This window comes from Pseudomonas sp. ArH3a, assembly GCF_022648765.1.
In the GTDB taxonomy this organism is placed as follows: Bacteria; Pseudomonadota; Gammaproteobacteria; order Pseudomonadales; family Pseudomonadaceae; genus Aquipseudomonas.
In genome coordinates this window covers 4,151,777-4,167,418 of sequence record NZ_CP080330.1, presented here as the reverse complement: position 1 = coordinate 4,167,418, position 15,642 = coordinate 4,151,777, and the positions used below count along the sequence as shown (strand labels likewise).

14 protein-coding genes are annotated in these 15,642 nt (G+C 61.6%); 8 read left to right on the top strand and 6 right to left on the bottom strand.

Going from position 1 to position 15,642, the window contains the following annotated elements:
• Window positions 1–685 precede the first annotated feature (685 nt).
• Window positions 686–1,573 (bottom strand): proline iminopeptidase-family hydrolase, encoded by an 888-nt coding sequence (locus K0P33_RS18945; RefSeq protein ID WP_094952619.1) that lies wholly within the window; start codon window positions 1,571–1,573, stop codon window positions 686–688.
• Window positions 1,574–1,654: 81 nt separating this feature from the next.
• Window positions 1,655–2,545, bottom strand: a complete 891-nt coding sequence (locus K0P33_RS18940) for a bestrophin family ion channel (protein ID WP_242150491.1) — start codon at window positions 2,543–2,545, stop codon at window positions 1,655–1,657.
• Window positions 2,546–2,982: 437 nt separating this feature from the next.
• Between K0P33_RS18940 and K0P33_RS18935 the strand changes: the two genes are divergently transcribed.
• Together K0P33_RS18935 and K0P33_RS18930 are read left to right on the top strand one after the other, a co-directional pair.
• Complete coding sequence (locus K0P33_RS18935; RefSeq protein ID WP_094952621.1) at window positions 2,983–3,567, top strand: papain-like cysteine protease family protein; 585 nt, start codon at window positions 2,983–2,985, stop codon at window positions 3,565–3,567.
• Window positions 3,568–3,580: 13 nt separating this feature from the next.
• Entirely contained in the window at window positions 3,581–4,180 is a 600-nt protein-coding gene (locus tag K0P33_RS18930) for a hypothetical protein (RefSeq protein WP_242150488.1), read from the top strand.
• A gap of 217 nt (window positions 4,181–4,397) precedes the next feature.
• On the opposite strand, the gene K0P33_RS18925 is transcribed toward K0P33_RS18930, so the two are convergent.
• On the bottom strand, window positions 4,398–5,120 hold the full coding sequence (locus K0P33_RS18925; RefSeq protein ID WP_094952623.1) for a FadR/GntR family transcriptional regulator: 723 nt from the start codon (window positions 5,118–5,120) through the stop codon (window positions 4,398–4,400).
• Between the two features lie 47 nt (window positions 5,121–5,167).
• Complete coding sequence (locus tag K0P33_RS18920; protein WP_242150485.1) at window positions 5,168–6,904, bottom strand: IlvD/Edd family dehydratase; 1,737 nt, start codon at window positions 6,902–6,904, stop codon at window positions 5,168–5,170.
• A 191-nt stretch (window positions 6,905–7,095) separates the two neighbouring features.
• On the opposite strand from K0P33_RS18920, the gene K0P33_RS18915 reads away from it, so the two are divergent.
• The 5 genes from K0P33_RS18915 to K0P33_RS18895 are packed head-to-tail and all read left to right on the top strand — an operon-like array spanning window position 7,096 to window position 12,938.
• A complete protein-coding gene (locus K0P33_RS18915) occupies window positions 7,096–8,418 on the top strand; it encodes an MFS transporter (RefSeq protein ID WP_094952625.1) in 1,323 nt (440 codons plus the stop codon).
• Between the two features lie 15 nt (window positions 8,419–8,433).
• Entirely contained in the window at window positions 8,434–9,426 is a 993-nt protein-coding gene (gene araD1, locus K0P33_RS18910) for an AraD1 family protein (RefSeq protein WP_242150482.1), read from the top strand.
• Window positions 9,427–9,436: 10 nt separating this feature from the next.
• On the top strand, window positions 9,437–11,017 hold the full coding sequence (locus K0P33_RS18905; protein ID WP_242150480.1) for an aldehyde dehydrogenase (NADP(+)): 1,581 nt from the start codon (window positions 9,437–9,439) through the stop codon (window positions 11,015–11,017).
• 15 nt (window positions 11,018–11,032) lie between these two features.
• Window positions 11,033–11,896, top strand: a complete 864-nt coding sequence (locus K0P33_RS18900; RefSeq protein WP_242150477.1) for an SMP-30/gluconolactonase/LRE family protein — start codon at window positions 11,033–11,035, stop codon at window positions 11,894–11,896.
• A 37-nt stretch (window positions 11,897–11,933) separates the two neighbouring features.
• Window positions 11,934–12,938, top strand: a complete 1,005-nt coding sequence (locus K0P33_RS18895) for a substrate-binding domain-containing protein (protein WP_242150474.1) — start codon at window positions 11,934–11,936, stop codon at window positions 12,936–12,938.
• A gap of 40 nt (window positions 12,939–12,978) precedes the next feature.
• On the opposite strand, the gene K0P33_RS18890 is transcribed toward K0P33_RS18895, so the two are convergent.
• Window positions 12,979–14,127 (bottom strand): aldose epimerase family protein, encoded by a 1,149-nt coding sequence (locus K0P33_RS18890; RefSeq protein ID WP_094952630.1) that lies wholly within the window; start codon window positions 14,125–14,127, stop codon window positions 12,979–12,981.
• 138 nt (window positions 14,128–14,265) lie between these two features.
• Here K0P33_RS18890 and K0P33_RS18885 point away from each other — a divergent pair, with 138 nt between their 5' ends.
• The gene (locus K0P33_RS18885) at window positions 14,266–15,033 is read left to right on the top strand and encodes an SDR family oxidoreductase (protein ID WP_094952631.1); all 768 of its coding nucleotides are present in this window, start codon (window positions 14,266–14,268) and stop codon (window positions 15,031–15,033) included.
• A 5-nt stretch (window positions 15,034–15,038) separates the two neighbouring features.
• Here the strand turns inward: K0P33_RS18885 and K0P33_RS18880 are convergent, their stop codons facing one another.
• A complete protein-coding gene (locus K0P33_RS18880) occupies window positions 15,039–15,641 on the bottom strand; it encodes a glutathione S-transferase (protein WP_094952632.1) in 603 nt (200 codons plus the stop codon).
• Window position 15,642 lies beyond the last annotated feature (1 nt).

The window sequence follows — 15,642 nt, the reverse complement described above, 5'->3', positions numbered from 1 at the left end:
TACGTGGCGCCTAAGATCAAAAGCAAGAGCACTGCAGTGCTGGCAGCCGAACTCGGTCAAATTGTGGGAGCGGCGGTGCGACGATTCGACTTGCTCGCGAATGCGGTGGTTCAGTTACAAATAAGCTGACTGACCCACCGCCTTCGCGAGCAAGCCCGCTCCCACATTTAGATCTCGGTACATCAGACAGAGAGTGTTCTGCTGTGCTGTTGCCCTGCTTTTGCTTCAACCACTCAGGTCGGCTACTAGGCCGCCGTGCTCTTGCTTTTGATCTTGATCTTGATCTTGATCTGAGGCGCCCCGTAAAACCACGCTGGCCGAACGCAGGCTTTGGAGCGTGGGTAAACCGGCAGGACGCCGGTTTAGCCGCGATGGGCCAAGGATGGCCCATGGCGGCGGCCCACGGTCCAAAGCCTGCGTGAGGGCACACCGAGCCTAGGCGAGGTGCCGAGTGGTGGGGCAAGAGCCTTTTGGTTACTTTTGGGCTCTTTCAAAAGTGACCCGCCGTAAGGGCGGAACCCCTATCAGCCGTTACCGCAGCAACGGATATGTACTCAATCTACCCAAAGATACGCCAGCCCTAAAACCAAACACCGCGCTCTGGCTGGCAGACCGCGGTGTATTTATTGGGGCCGCTTCCCAGCCCAACGCAGGGCAAGCCTGCTTGTCACACAGGGCTTGGTCTTCACCCCAAGGGCGCGAGAAACCCATCCACACACGCCATACACGCCTCACGCTCTTCAACATGCGGCATATGGCTCGATTGCTCGAAAATCTGCCAGCGCACGTCGCTGATGCCATCGGCAAACGGCTGCACGGTCGCAGGTGTGGCCTCATCAAACCGCCCGGAAATCAACAGCGTCGGCACCAGGATACGCGGCAGCCGATCAATGATGCTCCAGTGGCGCATGCTGCCGATCACATGGAACTCAGTCGGCCCATTCATCGCGTGGTAGACGGTAGGGTCTTCCTCAATGGCGACATTGGTGCGCTCAACTTCGGCGGGCACCGGCTGGACACGGCACACATGGCGCGCGTAAAACACCTCCGCCGCGGCGTGGTACTCGGCGCTGTCAGTGGTGCCTGCGGTTTCATGGCGTAGCAACGTCGCCTGCACCTCGCGTGGCAGCGCCTGGCGCAGCTCATCCGCCGCTTCGCTCCACAACGCCATGGAGGCTGGCGAGTTGGCAATGATCAATGCTTTCAAACCGGCGGGTTGGCGCACCGCGTGCTCGGCGCCGAGCATGCCGCCCCAAGACTGGCCCAGCAGCGCGTAGTCGCTGATCTCAAGGTGTTCGATCAGGTTGTCCAGCTCCGCCAGGAACAGCGCCACGGTCCAGAAGTCGGGGGAAACGCCGGGCAAATGCGTTGAGCGGCCATTGCCGACTTGGTCGTAGTGCACCACCGCGCGGCCAGTGGCGGCCAGGTCTTTGAAACTGTCGACGTAATCATGGGTGCAGCCCGGGCCGCCGTGAGCGACGATCAAGGGCAGGCGCCCTGAATTCAAGTCGCCGGTGACCCGGAACCACGTCCGATAGCCACGGAATTCGGCATAGCCTTCGCGTACCTGCATGTTCTGTACCTCCTTGGGATCTGATGGGGTACAGGCTAGCGAAAACGGTGCGTCAGGTGTACTGGTAAAAATGATAGGTTATCAACCGATACGCTCGCCACCCAGCGCATCACGCTGCATCGACTGCAGGTTTTTCTCGATGGTTTCGCAGATGCTTTCCATCTGGATCTGGTGCTCGCTGGAGTGAAACGGGCTTTGCAGGTCGGTGCCGATACGCTCGATGGCCAGCAGCATAAAGCCGACCACCGTCGACGCCAGCGGGGTGAACCAGCCCAAAGATTCCACCAGGCCCACCGGCACGATCAGGCAGAACAGCGAAATGAACAGCCGTGGGAAATACACGTAAGGGTAGGGCAGCGGCGTGTTGGCGATACGTTCCATGCCGCCCTGGGCGTTGGACAGGTCCACCAGCGTCGACTCCAGCCGCGCCAGGCGAATGCTGTCCAGGTGCCCGGCCTTGTATTCGCGGGCCAACAAAGCCGCCGAGCCGGTGAGGATGTCATTGGCAAAGTTGTTGGTCGCGCCGTTGCGCGCGAACTCCTCAGCGGGGATAAACGCGCGCACTTCCTCCGGGCAAGCATTACCCCTGAGGTGCGCCGCCAGGCAATTCACATAGGCCACATGGCGGCGCAGCAGCGTAGCTTTGACCGGGTTGACCTCGCCGTCCGGGTCATCCAGCAAGGTCAGCACCTGGCGGGCAAAGCTGCGCGAGTTGTTCACCATCGCGCCCCACAGCGTGCGGGCTTCCCACCAGCGGTTATAGGCGCTGCTGTTGCGAAAACTGATCAGCACCACCAGCGCCGAGCCCAGCAGCGTCAGCGGCATCAGCGGCAAATTGATCTTGGTGGTCAGAAACAGCATGAAGTCCACCGTGACGGCCACATCCCACAACAGCAGCCAGAACAAAGCCCAGCCCACATAGCCCATGGTCTTGATGATCAGTCGGTATTTTTTGATGATGGCGGCTTTCAAACGAGGACCTCGCGGCGGGCGATAAGCAACAGTGCTTAAGCTCGGACGCCCGTTTGCGGAGAAAGGTTCGCGTTGGGCCTGAATCGTTTCAGTTGCGTATGGCTATGTTTCAAACGCTCACGTCTAGGCGTGGCGGGTAGCTTGGAAATTCCGAAACGAAGACTTCGTTGATTTTGACACTGCAAAAAATCCGGCAAATGGGATAGATCGAGCCTTCAGGCAATGCGTCGACTTTTAGAAACTGTCACTTTTGAGGAAGATCAAATATGCGCATATGCATTTAAATGTTTGCGTTAATGCATATTCGCGCCTAGGGTTACCTCGAGCCAGATCGGAACGCGCCCTCGAATAGGCGCACCTCGGAACGTCGATCGCTCAGTAACACCGCTGCATCCATACACGCTGGACGCGTGTTTTCATTCATGGAGGATTGAAAAATGTTAACCCCTGAAACAACCCGGTTCACCGGCGACCCACAGCCCAACTGCCTGATCGGCCATTTGCTCGACCCGCAACTGGTCGAAGTCGAAGCGGCTCATCAGCCTAAAGTAATGGCGGCCGCCAGCCTGAATTTCAGCATGCAGAAACAAACCCAGACCAACTGGTGCTGGGCGGCTGTTTCCGCCTCGGTCGGTAACTACTACGGCACCGGGTCCTGGACCCAGTGCGGTGTCGCCAGCAACGCGCTGGACCGCAACTGCTGCAATCAGCCGGGACCGTGCAACGTCTACGGCTATCTGGATTCCGCCTTGCGAATCACGCGCAGCTACAACGGCATGACTCAAGGCTCGCTGCAGATGCCCGCCATCCAAAACCAGCTCAACAGGGGCCGACCCATCGGTTTGCGTTGCGCCTGGTACGGTGGCGGTGCGCACTTTCTGGTGATCTATGGCACCAACGGCAACTACCTGTTGATCGCAGATTCGATCTACGGCTATTCGACTCGCGCATTGAACTCGTTCCCCGGTTCGTACAACGGCGGCGGCAATTGGACCAACACTTACTTCACCGTAAAAAACTAAGGAGGGCTACATCATGCAACTGACTTATCCAAAGGCGCCCTCCAACGGCGTACAGGTACTGCGTCCAGCGCTGCAAGCTGCGCTGCAAACCCAGGGCTTTGGCATCAATCGCCAATTCGCGGCCGCTGTGCCGGGCCAAATCAGGCTGAGCGAAGGCTATCGTGGCTACTCGCTCAGCCTGGAGAACTTGAGTCTGGGTAAAGGCCTGAAAGACGCCGAGATCGGCGATTGGCATTACTTGGTATTTGCCGATGGAGCGACGATTGCCGACGCGCAATTGGCCGACGTACGCGGGCATGTCGAGTTCGCTTCGCTTAACCACGGGACGTTGGCAGCGGCGACGGTGGATGCGCTGAAACTGGCGGAACAGTCGCCGCAATTGCAGGGTAAAACCGTGGAGCTGCGTGTGTTATTCATCTCGGCACTGCACGTTGTGGCCATCTGGCTGCACGCCGACGGCGAAGAGGTGCTGATCCCGATTGAGCCGACCCCCAAGGAACTGGCGGTCACTCAGTTGTACGGTGAGGCGGCGCTGCTCGCGTTGCTCAAACCGGCGGCTGATCAGGCCCGCCAGCGTTTCGACGCGGACACCCGTGGGCAGTTGGGCAGTTGATAAAACTCTAGGGTGAAAAAACCCGGACATGGTCCGGGTTTTTTATCGACATGATTCAGCAAGACAGAGGCACGGTCGGCGTGCACCAGGTCATTTTCAAGCGGCAGCAGGGCGACAGGCGTGGAAGGCACCATGAAGTCATGAGCACCGCAGTACTGCGAGCGTCGTGCGCACATGGCCGGTTCCTCGAACTGCCCCCTGAGCGTAGACGCTGGATTTACAGCGGCGTCAGCACATTCATCACTGTGTCGAGCGCCACACGCGTGTCATCCAGCTGCACCAGCGAGGCGTGCCGGGCGCCGAGGGCGTCGCGGTTCTGGATCGCGGTGAGGATCGCCTTGTGGCGCGGCAGGCTCAGGCCCTGGATGTCGGGGCGGCGGTTGGTGATGTTGATCGACTCGCGCAACGGCAGTGAGAGCATGTTGCACATGTAGGCGAGCAAGTCGTTGCGGGTGGCATCGGCGATGGCGCGGTGAAAGTCCAGGTCGGCCTGCAGCAGGGCGTCGTGGGTCTTGGCGGTTTCCATGCCCAGGTAGGCTTTTTCGATGGTGGCGATGTCTTCGTCGGTGGCGGTGGTCGCGGCCATGGCGGCGATTTCCGGTTCGAGAATGCGCCGCACGCCGGCCAGGGTGTTGAAGAACTCACTGTGGGGCGTGGTCTGCATCAGCCAGGACAGCACGTCCGGGTCGAGCAAATGCCATTTCAAGCGCGGCCGCACCACGGCGCCTACCCGTGGTTTGGAATACACCAGGCCCTTGGCGCTGAGCACCCGCGTCGCCTCACGCAACACCGAGCGGCTGACCTTGTACTCCTCGCACAGCGTGGCTTCCATGGGCAGGCGTTCTTCGGGCTTGAAGCGACCGGAAACGATGTGCATGCCCAAGTCCTGAACGATCTGGGCATGCATGCTCTTGCGTGGCTTGGGCGGCTGGTGATCCATAACGAACGGGAGGCTCTGGCTAAATAGGCGGCATCATAGCATCCCAATTAGTGGGAATGACGGGGGACTTCAGCCCCCCGGCAACCCACCAGAAAGTCAAAGTCGCAGCCTTGGTCGGCCTGCAGCACATGGTCGATGTACAGCTGGCGGTAGCCGCCGACGATCAGCTTCTGCGGTGGCGCCAAGTCCGCCATGCGCGCCGCCAGCTCTGCGTCGGGGATGTCCAGGTGCAGGCGGCCGTTGGCGCAGTCGAGTTCGATCCAGTCGCCTTCTTGCACCGTGGCCAACGGCCCACCGGCGGCGGCTTCCGGCGCCACATGCAGCACTACCGTGCCGTAGGCCGTGCCGCTCATGCGCGCATCGGAAATACGCACCATGTCGGTCACGCCCTGGGCCAGCAGCTTGGCGGGCAAGCCCATGTTGCCGACTTCGGCCATGCCCGGGTAACCCTTGGGCCCGCAGTTTTTCATGACCAGGATCGAGTTGGCATCCACGTCCAATTCCGGGTCATTGATGCGCGCCTTGTACATGTCGAAATTCTCGAACACCACCGCACGGCCACGGTGCTGCATCAGTTGCGCGCTGGCGGCCGATGGCTTGAGCACGGCGCCCAGCGGTGCGAGGTTGCCGCGCAGCACGCAGATGCCGCCGTCGGCGCGGATCGGGTTGTCAAGGGTGCGGATCACTTCGTCCTGGCCGTAGATCGGCGAGTCCTTGGTGTTCTCGCCCAGGGACTTGCCGTTGACGGTCAGGGCATTCGGATGCGGGATCAGGTTGGCCTCGCCCAAGCGGCGCAGCACGGCAGGCAAGCCCCCGGCATAGTAGAACTCCTCCATCAGGAAGCGCCCTGACGGCTGCAGGTCGACAATGGTCGGCACGCCGCGTCCCATGCGCGTCCAGTCATCCAGGTCGAGTTCGACGCCGATACGCCCGGCGATGGCTTTCAAGTGGATCACCGCGTTGGTCGAGCCGCCGATGGCCGCGTTCACCCGTATCGCGTTTTCAAACGCCTCTTTGGTCAGGATCTTCGACAGCTTCAAGTCTTCGCGCACCATTTCCACCGCGCGCATGCCGGACATATGCGCCAGCACATACCGGCGCGCATCCACCGCCGGAATCGCCGCGTTGTGGGGCAGGGAAGTGCCGAGCGCCTCGGCCATGCAGGCCATGGTCGAGGCGGTGCCCATGGTGTTGCAGGTGCCCGCCGAGCGCGACATGCCGCCTTCGGCCGCGAGGAAATCGTCCAGGGTAATGGTGCCGGCCTTGACCTGTTCGCTGAGCTGCCACACCACCGTGCCCGAGCCGATGTCCTGGCCTTTGTGCTTGCCATTGAGCATCGGCCCGCCGGTGACGACGATGGCCGGCACGTCGCAACTGGCGGCGCCCATCAGCAGCGCCGGGGTGGTTTTGTCGCAGCCGGTGAGCAGCACCACACCGTCGATGGGGTTGCCGCGAATCGCTTCCTCAACGTCCATGCTCGCCAGGTTGCGGGTGAGCATGGCGGTGGGGCGTAGGTTGGACTCGCCGTTGGAGAACACCGGGAATTCCACCGGGAAGCCACCGGCCTCGATCACCCCACGTTTGACGTGCTCGGCGATCTGACGGAAATGCGCGTTGCACGGCGTCAGCTCCGACCAGGTGTTGCAAATGCCGATGATCGGTTTGCCATGGAACTGATGGTCGGCGATGCCTTGGTTCTTCATCCAGCTGCGGTACATGAAGCCGTTCTTGTCGGCGGTGCCAAACCACTGGGCGGAGCGGAGGGCGGGCTTTTTATCAGGCATGATCGACTCTCTTATTGTATGACTATATGTTCTATATGCGCCTAAACATAAGCGTAAAACCGAGGGTTTGGAAGTGTTGTTTTGTAAATAGTCATACTATATAGTCGGCTTCAACTGAGGCATGACCCTGGCTGAATTTGGCCGGAGGCGGCCTCCGAGCTTCTATAAAAACAACAATCGGAGATCGACCCATGAGCCAGGAACTGCGGCTGATTCGGCGCATCACGCTGAAACTGATTCCCTTCCTGATCCTGCTGTACCTGATCGCCTACGTGGACCGCTCAGCGGTAGGTTTCGCCAAGCTGCATATGGGCGCCGATGTCGGCATCGGTGACGCGGCGTACGGCTTGGGCGCAGGGCTGTTCTTTATTGGCTACTTCCTGTTCGAGATCCCCAGCAACCTGATGCTCGATCGCTTCGGCGCGCGGCGCTGGTTTGCGCGCATCATGCTGACCTGGGGCGCCATCACCATTGGCATGGCCTTCGTGCAGGGGCCGCACAGCTTCTATGTGATGCGCTTTCTGCTCGGCGCGGCGGAGGCGGGGTTTTTCCCTGGCGTGCTGTACTACATCACCCAGTGGTTCCCAGTGCGCCATCGCGGCAAGATCCTTGGGCTGTTCATCCTCTCCCAACCCATTGCGATGATGATCACAGGCCCCGTGTCCGGCGGTTTATTGGGCATGGACGGCATCCTCGGCCTGCACGGCTGGCAGTGGCTGTTCATCGTCATCGGTACCCCGGCGCTGCTGCTGACCTGGCCCGTGCTGCGCTTCCTGCCGGACGGCCCCCAACAGGTCAAGTGGATGAGCGAGGACGAGAAAACCTGGCTCACCGGCGAGCTGAATAAAGACCTGCAAGCCTACGGCCAGACTCGCCACGGCAACCCGCTGCATGCCCTCAAGGACAAGCGCGTGTTGCTGCTGGCGCTGTTCTACCTGCCGGTGACCTTGAGCATTTATGGGCTCGGCCTATGGCTGCCGACGCTGATCAAACAGTTCGGCGGCAGTGACCTGGTCACCGGTTTCGTCTCAGCAGTGCCGTACATTTTCGGCATCATCGGGCTGCTGATCATCCCGCGCAGTTCCGACCGGTTGAATGATCGTTATGGCCATCTCGCCGTGCTCTATGTGCTCGGTGCCATCGGCCTGTTCTGCAGTGCCTGGTTGAGTGTGCCGGTGCTGCAAATGGCCGCGCTGTGCTTGGCGGCGTTCGCGCTATTTTCCTGCACGGCAGTGTTCTGGACCTTGCCCGGGCGCTTCTTTGCCGGCGCCAGTGCGGCGGCGGGGATTGCACTGATCAACTCGGTGGGCAACCTCGGCGGCTACATCGGCCCATTTGTGATTGGCGCGCTCAAGGAATCCACCGGCAACCTGGCTTCGGGCTTGTACTTCCTGTCCGGGGTGATGGTGTTCGGGCTGGTCTTGACCGGCGTGGTCTACCGCGTGCTGGAGCGCAAGCACGTGCTGCCCGCCGACCAATTCGCCGCCAGCGCGCGTGGTGCTACACGTACTTAATCGAGGAGAAGCTGCATGCGTTTAGTTCAGTTCGAGTTACGCAACGGCGAACGCCGTGTCGGCGTGGTGCAAGGCAGCACGCTAAGAGAAGTGCGCACGGCGCGCAGCGTGCGCGAGTTGGCGCTGGCGGCCATCGAGGCGGGCGTCAAGTTGCAGCAACAGGTCGACAGCCTGGGCCTGGGCGACAGCTACGACTATGCCGAATTGCTGGCCGACCTGAAAATCCTGCCGCCACTCGATCACCCGGACCCGGCTCATATGCTGATCAGCGGCACCGGCCTGACTCACCTGGGCAGTGCCTCGGCGCGCGACAAGATGCACCAGCACGGCGCGCACGACAGCGCGATGACCGACACCCTGCGCATCTTCAAATGGGGCGTGGAGGGCGGCAAACCACCGGCCGGCCAAGCGGGCGTACAACCCGAGTGGTTCTACAAGGGCAACGGCAGCATCGTGGTACGCCCGGGCCAGGCCTTCCCGGTGCCGGCGTTCGCCGAAGACGCCGGTGAAGAGCCGGAAATCGGCGGCCTCTACGTGATCGGCCACGACGGCAAACCCTATCGCCTGGGCTTCGCCGTGGGCAACGAATTCTCCGACCACGTGATGGAGCGCAAGAATTACCTATACCTGGCTCACTCCAAACTGCGCAGTTGCAGCTATGGCCCTGAGTTGCGCGTGGGCGAGTTGCCCCAGCACCTGGCGGGCACCAGCCGCATCCTGCGCGACGGCCAGGTGATCTGGCAGAACGAATTCCTCAGTGGCGAGGCGAATATGTGCCACAGCCTGGAAAACCTTGAGTATCACCACTTCAAATACAGTCAATTCCTGACACCGGGCGACGTGCACATTCATTTCTTCGGCACCGCCACGCTGTCATTCGCCGACGGTATACGTACCCAACCGGGCGATGTGTTCGAGATCAGCCAGGCCGAGTTTGGCGCGCCGCTGGTCAACGCTGTCGGCAAGGCCGGCGCTGCGTTCGAGCCCGGCAATGTCATCACCCTTTAAGGAGAGCACCATGCCCCAGTTCCTCGGCCACAACTACATCGGCGGCCAGCGCAGTGCCAAAGGCCGCGTGACCCTGCAAAGCATTGATGCCAGCAGCGGCGAAGCCTTGGCCCAAACGTTCTACCAGGCCACACCGGAGGAGGTCGACGCCGCCGCCAAGGCCGCCGCAGCGGCTTACCCCGCCTACCGTGCGCTGAGTGCTTCGCGCCGCGCGCAGTTCCTGGATGCCGTCGCCGATGAGCTGGACGCGCTGGGGGATGACTTCGTCGCGCTGGTTTGCCGCGAAACCGCGCTGCCTGCCGCGCGTATCAAAGGCGAACGCGGTCGCACCAGCGGCCAGATGCGCCTGTTCGCAACGGTGCTGCGTCGCGGTGACTTCTACGGCGCGCGCATCGACCAGGCCTTGCCCGACCGCCAGCCACTGCCACGCCCGGACCTGCGCCAATACCGCATTGGCCTGGGCCCGGTGGCGGTGTTTGGTGCGAGCAACTTTCCCCTGGCGTTTTCCACCGCCGGTGGCGACACCGCCGCGGCGCTCGCGGCAGGTTGCCCGGTGGTGTTCAAGGCCCACAGCGGGCATATGGCCACGGCTGAGCAGGTCGCCGATGCGATCATTCGCGCGGCCGAGGCCACCGAGATGCCGGCGGGCGTGTTCAATATGATCTTCGGCGCTGGCGTCGGTGAGGCGCTGGTCAAGCACCCGGCGATCCAGGCTGTCGGTTTTACCGGCTCGCTCAAGGGCGGCCGCGCCTTGTGCGACATGGCGGCGGCACGCCCGCAGCCGATCCCGGTGTTTGCCGAGATGTCGAGCATCAACCCGGTCATCGTGTTGCCCCAGGCCTTGCAGGCGCGGGCGGACACGGTGGCTCGCGACCTGACCGCCTCGGTGGTGCAAGGCTGTGGCCAGTTTTGCACCAACCCTGGTGTGGTGATCGGCATTGCGTCGGCGCCGTTCACCGCGTTTACCCAGCAGGTTGCGCGACTGATCGCTGATCAGCCGGCGCAAACCATGCTCAACGCCGGCACCTTGAGCAGCTATGGCAAAGGCCTGGAGAAACTCTTGGCGCACCCTGGCATTCAGCACTTGGCGGGCAATGCCCAGGCGGTCAATCAGGCGCAGCCGCAGGTGTTTAAGGCCGACGTGGCTTTGCTGATCGACGGCGATGAAGTGCTGCAGGAAGAAGTGTTCGGCCCGACCACGGTGTTTGTCGAGGTGGCCGACCAAGCCCAGCTCAGCGCCGCCTTGCACGGCCTGCATGGGCAACTGACAGCCACGATCATCGGCGAACCCGACGACTTGCAGCAGTTCGCCGAACTCACCCCACTGCTGGAACAGAAAGTCGGGCGCATCCTGCTCAACGGCTACCCGACCGGCGTAGAAGTCTGCGATTCGATGGTGCATGGCGGCCCGTACCCGGCCACCTCGGATGCCCGTGGCACCTCGGTCGGCACCTTGGCCATCGACCGGTTCCTGCGCCCGGTGTGCTTGCAGAATTACCCTGATAGTCTGCTGCCCGACGCGTTAAAAAACGCCAACCCGTTGCGTATCCAGCGGCTGGTGGATGGCACGCCATCTCGCGACCCGCTGTAACCACCAGGAGGTTTTATGCCGTGTACCGCAGTTACTGCGCACCGTGCGCAGTTGGGCGAAGGCCCGTTCTGGGACGTGCCGACCCAGGCGCTGTATTGGGTGAATATCGCCGGCAAACAGGCGCTGCGCCTGATGGGCGGACACTTGCAGATCTGGCAGCTGCCCGAGCACGTCTCGGCCTTCATTCCCTGTGAAAGTGGCGATGCGTTGGTCACGCTGAGCAGCGGCGTGTATCGGCTGGACCTGGAAACCGAAGCCCTGAGCTTGCTGTGCGTGGCCGACCCGCAACCCGGTAACCGTGGCAATGAAGCGCGTTGCGATGCCCAGGGCCGCCTGTGGCTGGGCACCATGCAGAACAACATTGGCGAGCACGGCGAAGACCTGCCCATCACCCGACGTTCCGGCGGCCTGTTTCGCATTGATGCCGATGCGCAGGTCACGCCGCTGCTGCATGGCCTGGGTATTCCCAATACCTTGCTGTGGAGCGAGGACGGTAGCCAAGTGCACTTTGGCGACAGCCTGGATGGCACGCTCTACCGGCATTCGATCCAGGCGGGCGGCCAGCTCGACCCGGCGCAGGTATGGTTCGGTCCGCATTCACGTGGCGGGCCGGACGGCTCGGCGATGGACAGCCAAGGTTATATCTGGAACGCGCGCTGGGATGGCAGCTGCCTGCTGCGCCTGGCGCCGGACGGTGGCGTGGACCGGATTATCCAATTGCCCGTCAGCCGTCCCACCAGTTGCGTATTCGGTGGCCCCAACCTCACCACCCTCTACATCACCAGCGCCGCCAGCCCACTCGATCACCCGCTGGACGGCGCGGTGCTGGCCATCGAGGTCGATGTGCCAGGCACGCCCTGTCACCGCTTTGCCGGATAAACCCAAGACCCAAAAACAACAACAAGGAGTCACCCGTATGAATCGTCGTCGTGGTATCCGTTCCCTATGTTGCGCCGCTGCGGCGGTGTCGGCCCTGAGCCTGAGCGGCCTGTTGCTGGCCGCCGAGGAAGTGAAGATCGGTTTTCTGGTCAAGCAGGCGGAGGAGCCGTGGTTCCAGACCGAATGGGCCTTTGCCGAAAAAGCCGGCAAGGAACATGGCTTCACCGTGATCAAAATCGCCGTGCCCGATGGCGAGAAAACCCTCTCGGCCATCGACAGCCTGGCGGCCAACGGCGCCAAGGGCTTTGTGATCTGCCCGCCGGACGTGTCCCTGGGCCCGGCCATCGTCGCCAAGGCCCGCGCCAACGGCCTGAAAGTGATTGCGGTGGATGACCGTTTTGTCGATGCCAAGGGCAACTTCATGGAGGACGTGCCGTACCTGGGCATGGCCGCCTTCGAAGTCGGCCAGAAGCAGGGCGCGGCGATGGCGGCCGAGGCGAAAAAACGCGGCTGGGACTGGAAGGACACCTATGCGGTGATCAACACTTTCAATGAACTCGACACCGGTAAAAAGCGCACCGATGGCTCGGTCAAATCCCTCGAAGACGCGGGCTTCCCCAAGGACCACATCGTGTTCACCGCCGCCAAGACCCTTGACGTGCCGGGCAGCATGGATGCCACCAACTCGGCACTGGTCAAGCTGCCCAGCGGCGTGAAAAACCTGATCATCGGCGGCATGAACGACAACACCGTGCTGGGCGGCGTACGCGCTACCGAAACGGCCGGTTTTGCCGCCGCCAATGTGATCGGCATCGGCATCAATGGCACCGACGCCATCGGCGAACTGAAGAAAGCCAACAGCGGCTTCTTCGGCTCGATGCTGCCCAGCCCGCACATTGAGGGCTACAACACCGCGAAGATGATGTTCGACTGGGTCACCACCGGCAAGGAACCACCGAAGTACACCGCCATGGACGAAGTCACGCTGATCACCCGTGAGAACTTCAAGCAGGAACTGGAAAAAATCGGCCTCTGGAACTGAGGCAATCAAATGTGGGCGCAGGCTTGCCTGCGCCCACAGTTTAATCAGCGGAGAATTTGAACACGGTGTTCTGGCTATAAGTCTGCCCCGGGTTCAACCGGGTCGAGGCGAATGTGGGCTGGTTCGGCGCATCCGGAAAGTGCTGGGTCTCCAGGGTAAACGCGCTCCAGTGCGCATACGCCTTGCCGGCTTTGCCCTTCACCGTGCCATCCAGGAAGTTGCTGGTATAGAACTGCACGCCAGGCTCGGTGGTGTAGAGCTGCAAACGTCGGCCGGACGCGGGGTCGTGCACCTCGGCGGCGAGTTGCTTGATGTTGCCTTGGGTGTCCAGTGCCCAGTTGAAGTCAAACCCACCTTGTTTCGGCTCGGCGAATTTGAGCTGTGGATGCTCGTCCTTGATGCGCTGGCCGATAGGCGTCGGTGTGAGGAAGTCCATCGGCGTGCCTTTGACCGGCGCCAGTTCGCCCGTCGGAATCAAGGTGGCGTTCACTGGCGTGTAGTGGCTGGCGTGCAAGGTCGCCACTTGCTTGAGGATGTCGCCATTGCCCGCGCCGGCAAGGTTGAAGTAGCTGTGGTTGGTGAGGTTCAGCACCGTGGGTTTGTCGGTGGTGGCCTTGTAGTCGATGTGCAGTTCGTTGTTATCGTTGAGGCTGTAGGTGACCTCGGTTTTCAAGTTGCCCGGGAAGCCCATTTCGCCGTCCTTGGACAGGTAGCTCAGCTTCACGCCGACCGAATCCTTGCCCTTGACTGGTTCGGCTTGCCACACGTGTTTGTCAAAACCCTGGGCGCCGCCATGCAGCGAGTTGGGGCCATCGTTGAGCGGCACCTGGTAGCGTTTGCCGTCGAGTTCGAAGGCACCGCCGGCCAGCCGATTGCCGAAACGGCCAATGGTCGCGCCAAAAAATGCGGTGCCGCCCTGATAGCCCTGCACGTCATCGAAGCCGAGTACCACGTCATCGACCTTGCCGTTTTTGTCCGGCACTTTCAGCGACTGCAACACACCGCCGTAAGTGATCACCGTGGCTTGCATGCCATGGCTGTTGCGCAAGATGTATTGCTCGACGGCGGTGCCGTCATTGGTTTTGCCGAAAGGCTTGTGTTCACTGCTCAGCCCGGCCGCCTGGGCGCTGCCACTGGCGATCAACATGGACAAGGCGAGGCCTGAAAGCAGATGTCTAGGGTGCTTCATGGTCGAACTTCCTTTTGTTGTTTTGAGTGGAATAGTTCTACTAATGTGCGATATTTCGTCGAGTTGACAGCGAATTTATAGCCTTTAACGCCAGTTTCGCAAAATAAAATAAGACTAATTGATCGAGGCAATCGTTATATGAGTACTGAACAGGCCGTTTATCCTGACCTCAAGGGTAAGACCGTATTGATTTCTGGAGGTGCCTCAGGCATTGGCGAATTCATGGTGCGCGCCTTTGCCGCGCAGGGCGCCAAGGTGGCCTTCGTGGACCGCGCGCAAAGCCAGGGCGAGCGGCTGGCGGCGCTGTTGAGTGACCAGGGGCACACCGTGGAGTTCGTGTGGTGCGACATCACCGATGAGATCGCCTACAAGGCGGCGATAGCACGCTTTGAGCAATCGCTGGGGCCGATCACCGTGCTGGTCAACAATGCGGCCAACGACGTGCGTCACACCCTGGAAGAAGTCGATTCGGACATGTTCGACCGGCTGATCGCGGTCAACCTCAAGCACGCCTTTTTTGCCGCCAAGGCGCTGGTGCCGATGATGAAGGCCGCCGGTGGCGGGGCGATCATCAACCTGGGCTCGGTCGGCTGGATGATGGCGTCCGCCGGCTACCCGGTGTACGCCGCCAGCAAAGCCGCAGCCCACGGCATGACCCGGGCGCTGGCGCGGGAACTGGGCCCCAGCCGCATCCGGGTCAACACCTTGGTGCCGGGCTGGGTCATGACGGAAAAACAGCTGGCGATGTGGGTAGACGATGCGGCCAGGGAGTTGATCAGCCGCAGCCAGTGCCTGCCGGGCAGTGTGCTGCCGGAACACATCGCCAACATGGCGTTGTTTCTTGCCTCCGACGTGTCGGCGATGTGTTCGGCGCAGAACTTTATTGTGGATGGCGGTTGGGTGTAAGCCGGTTATTCGATGGGGTACTTCCTGAAGGCCGGATGTTGTTCCAGTTGGCTGGCGTGGCGTTGCAGGTTGGGAAACGCATCAGCCTTGAGCGCCGTCGGCAGCTTGAGTTGGGTGAACGACCAGGTCACGGCCGCCGTCAGCGCGGCCTGGTTCAGGTGTTCGCCGGTAGCCTGGGCCAGGTGTTTTTCCAGCAGTGAATAAGCGGCCAACAACTGCTCGGTCACCCGCTCGAGCCACGGCTCGTGCAGTTTCTCCGCGGGGCGCAGGTGGTGTTCGTAGACGATCTGTACGGTTTTCTCACAGGCCGCCAGGGCCAGCCCGAGCACTTGCAGGTGCTTGGCGCGGGTGTCGGCGGTGTGTGGCAGAAGTTTCTTGTCGGGCGGCGCCAGGGTGTCGAAGTAATCCAGGATCAGGCTGGAATCCATCAGCACCGTTCCATCATCCAGCACCAGCGTGGGCGCCTTGACCACCGGGTTGATCTTGGAGAACTCGGCGTAGGTGCTGAATACCGAGAGAGGCTCGTGCACAAAGTCCACGCCGTACAGCTCCAGGGAAATTGCCACGCGACGCACGTAAGGCGAGTCCAGCATGCCGACCAGTTTCATG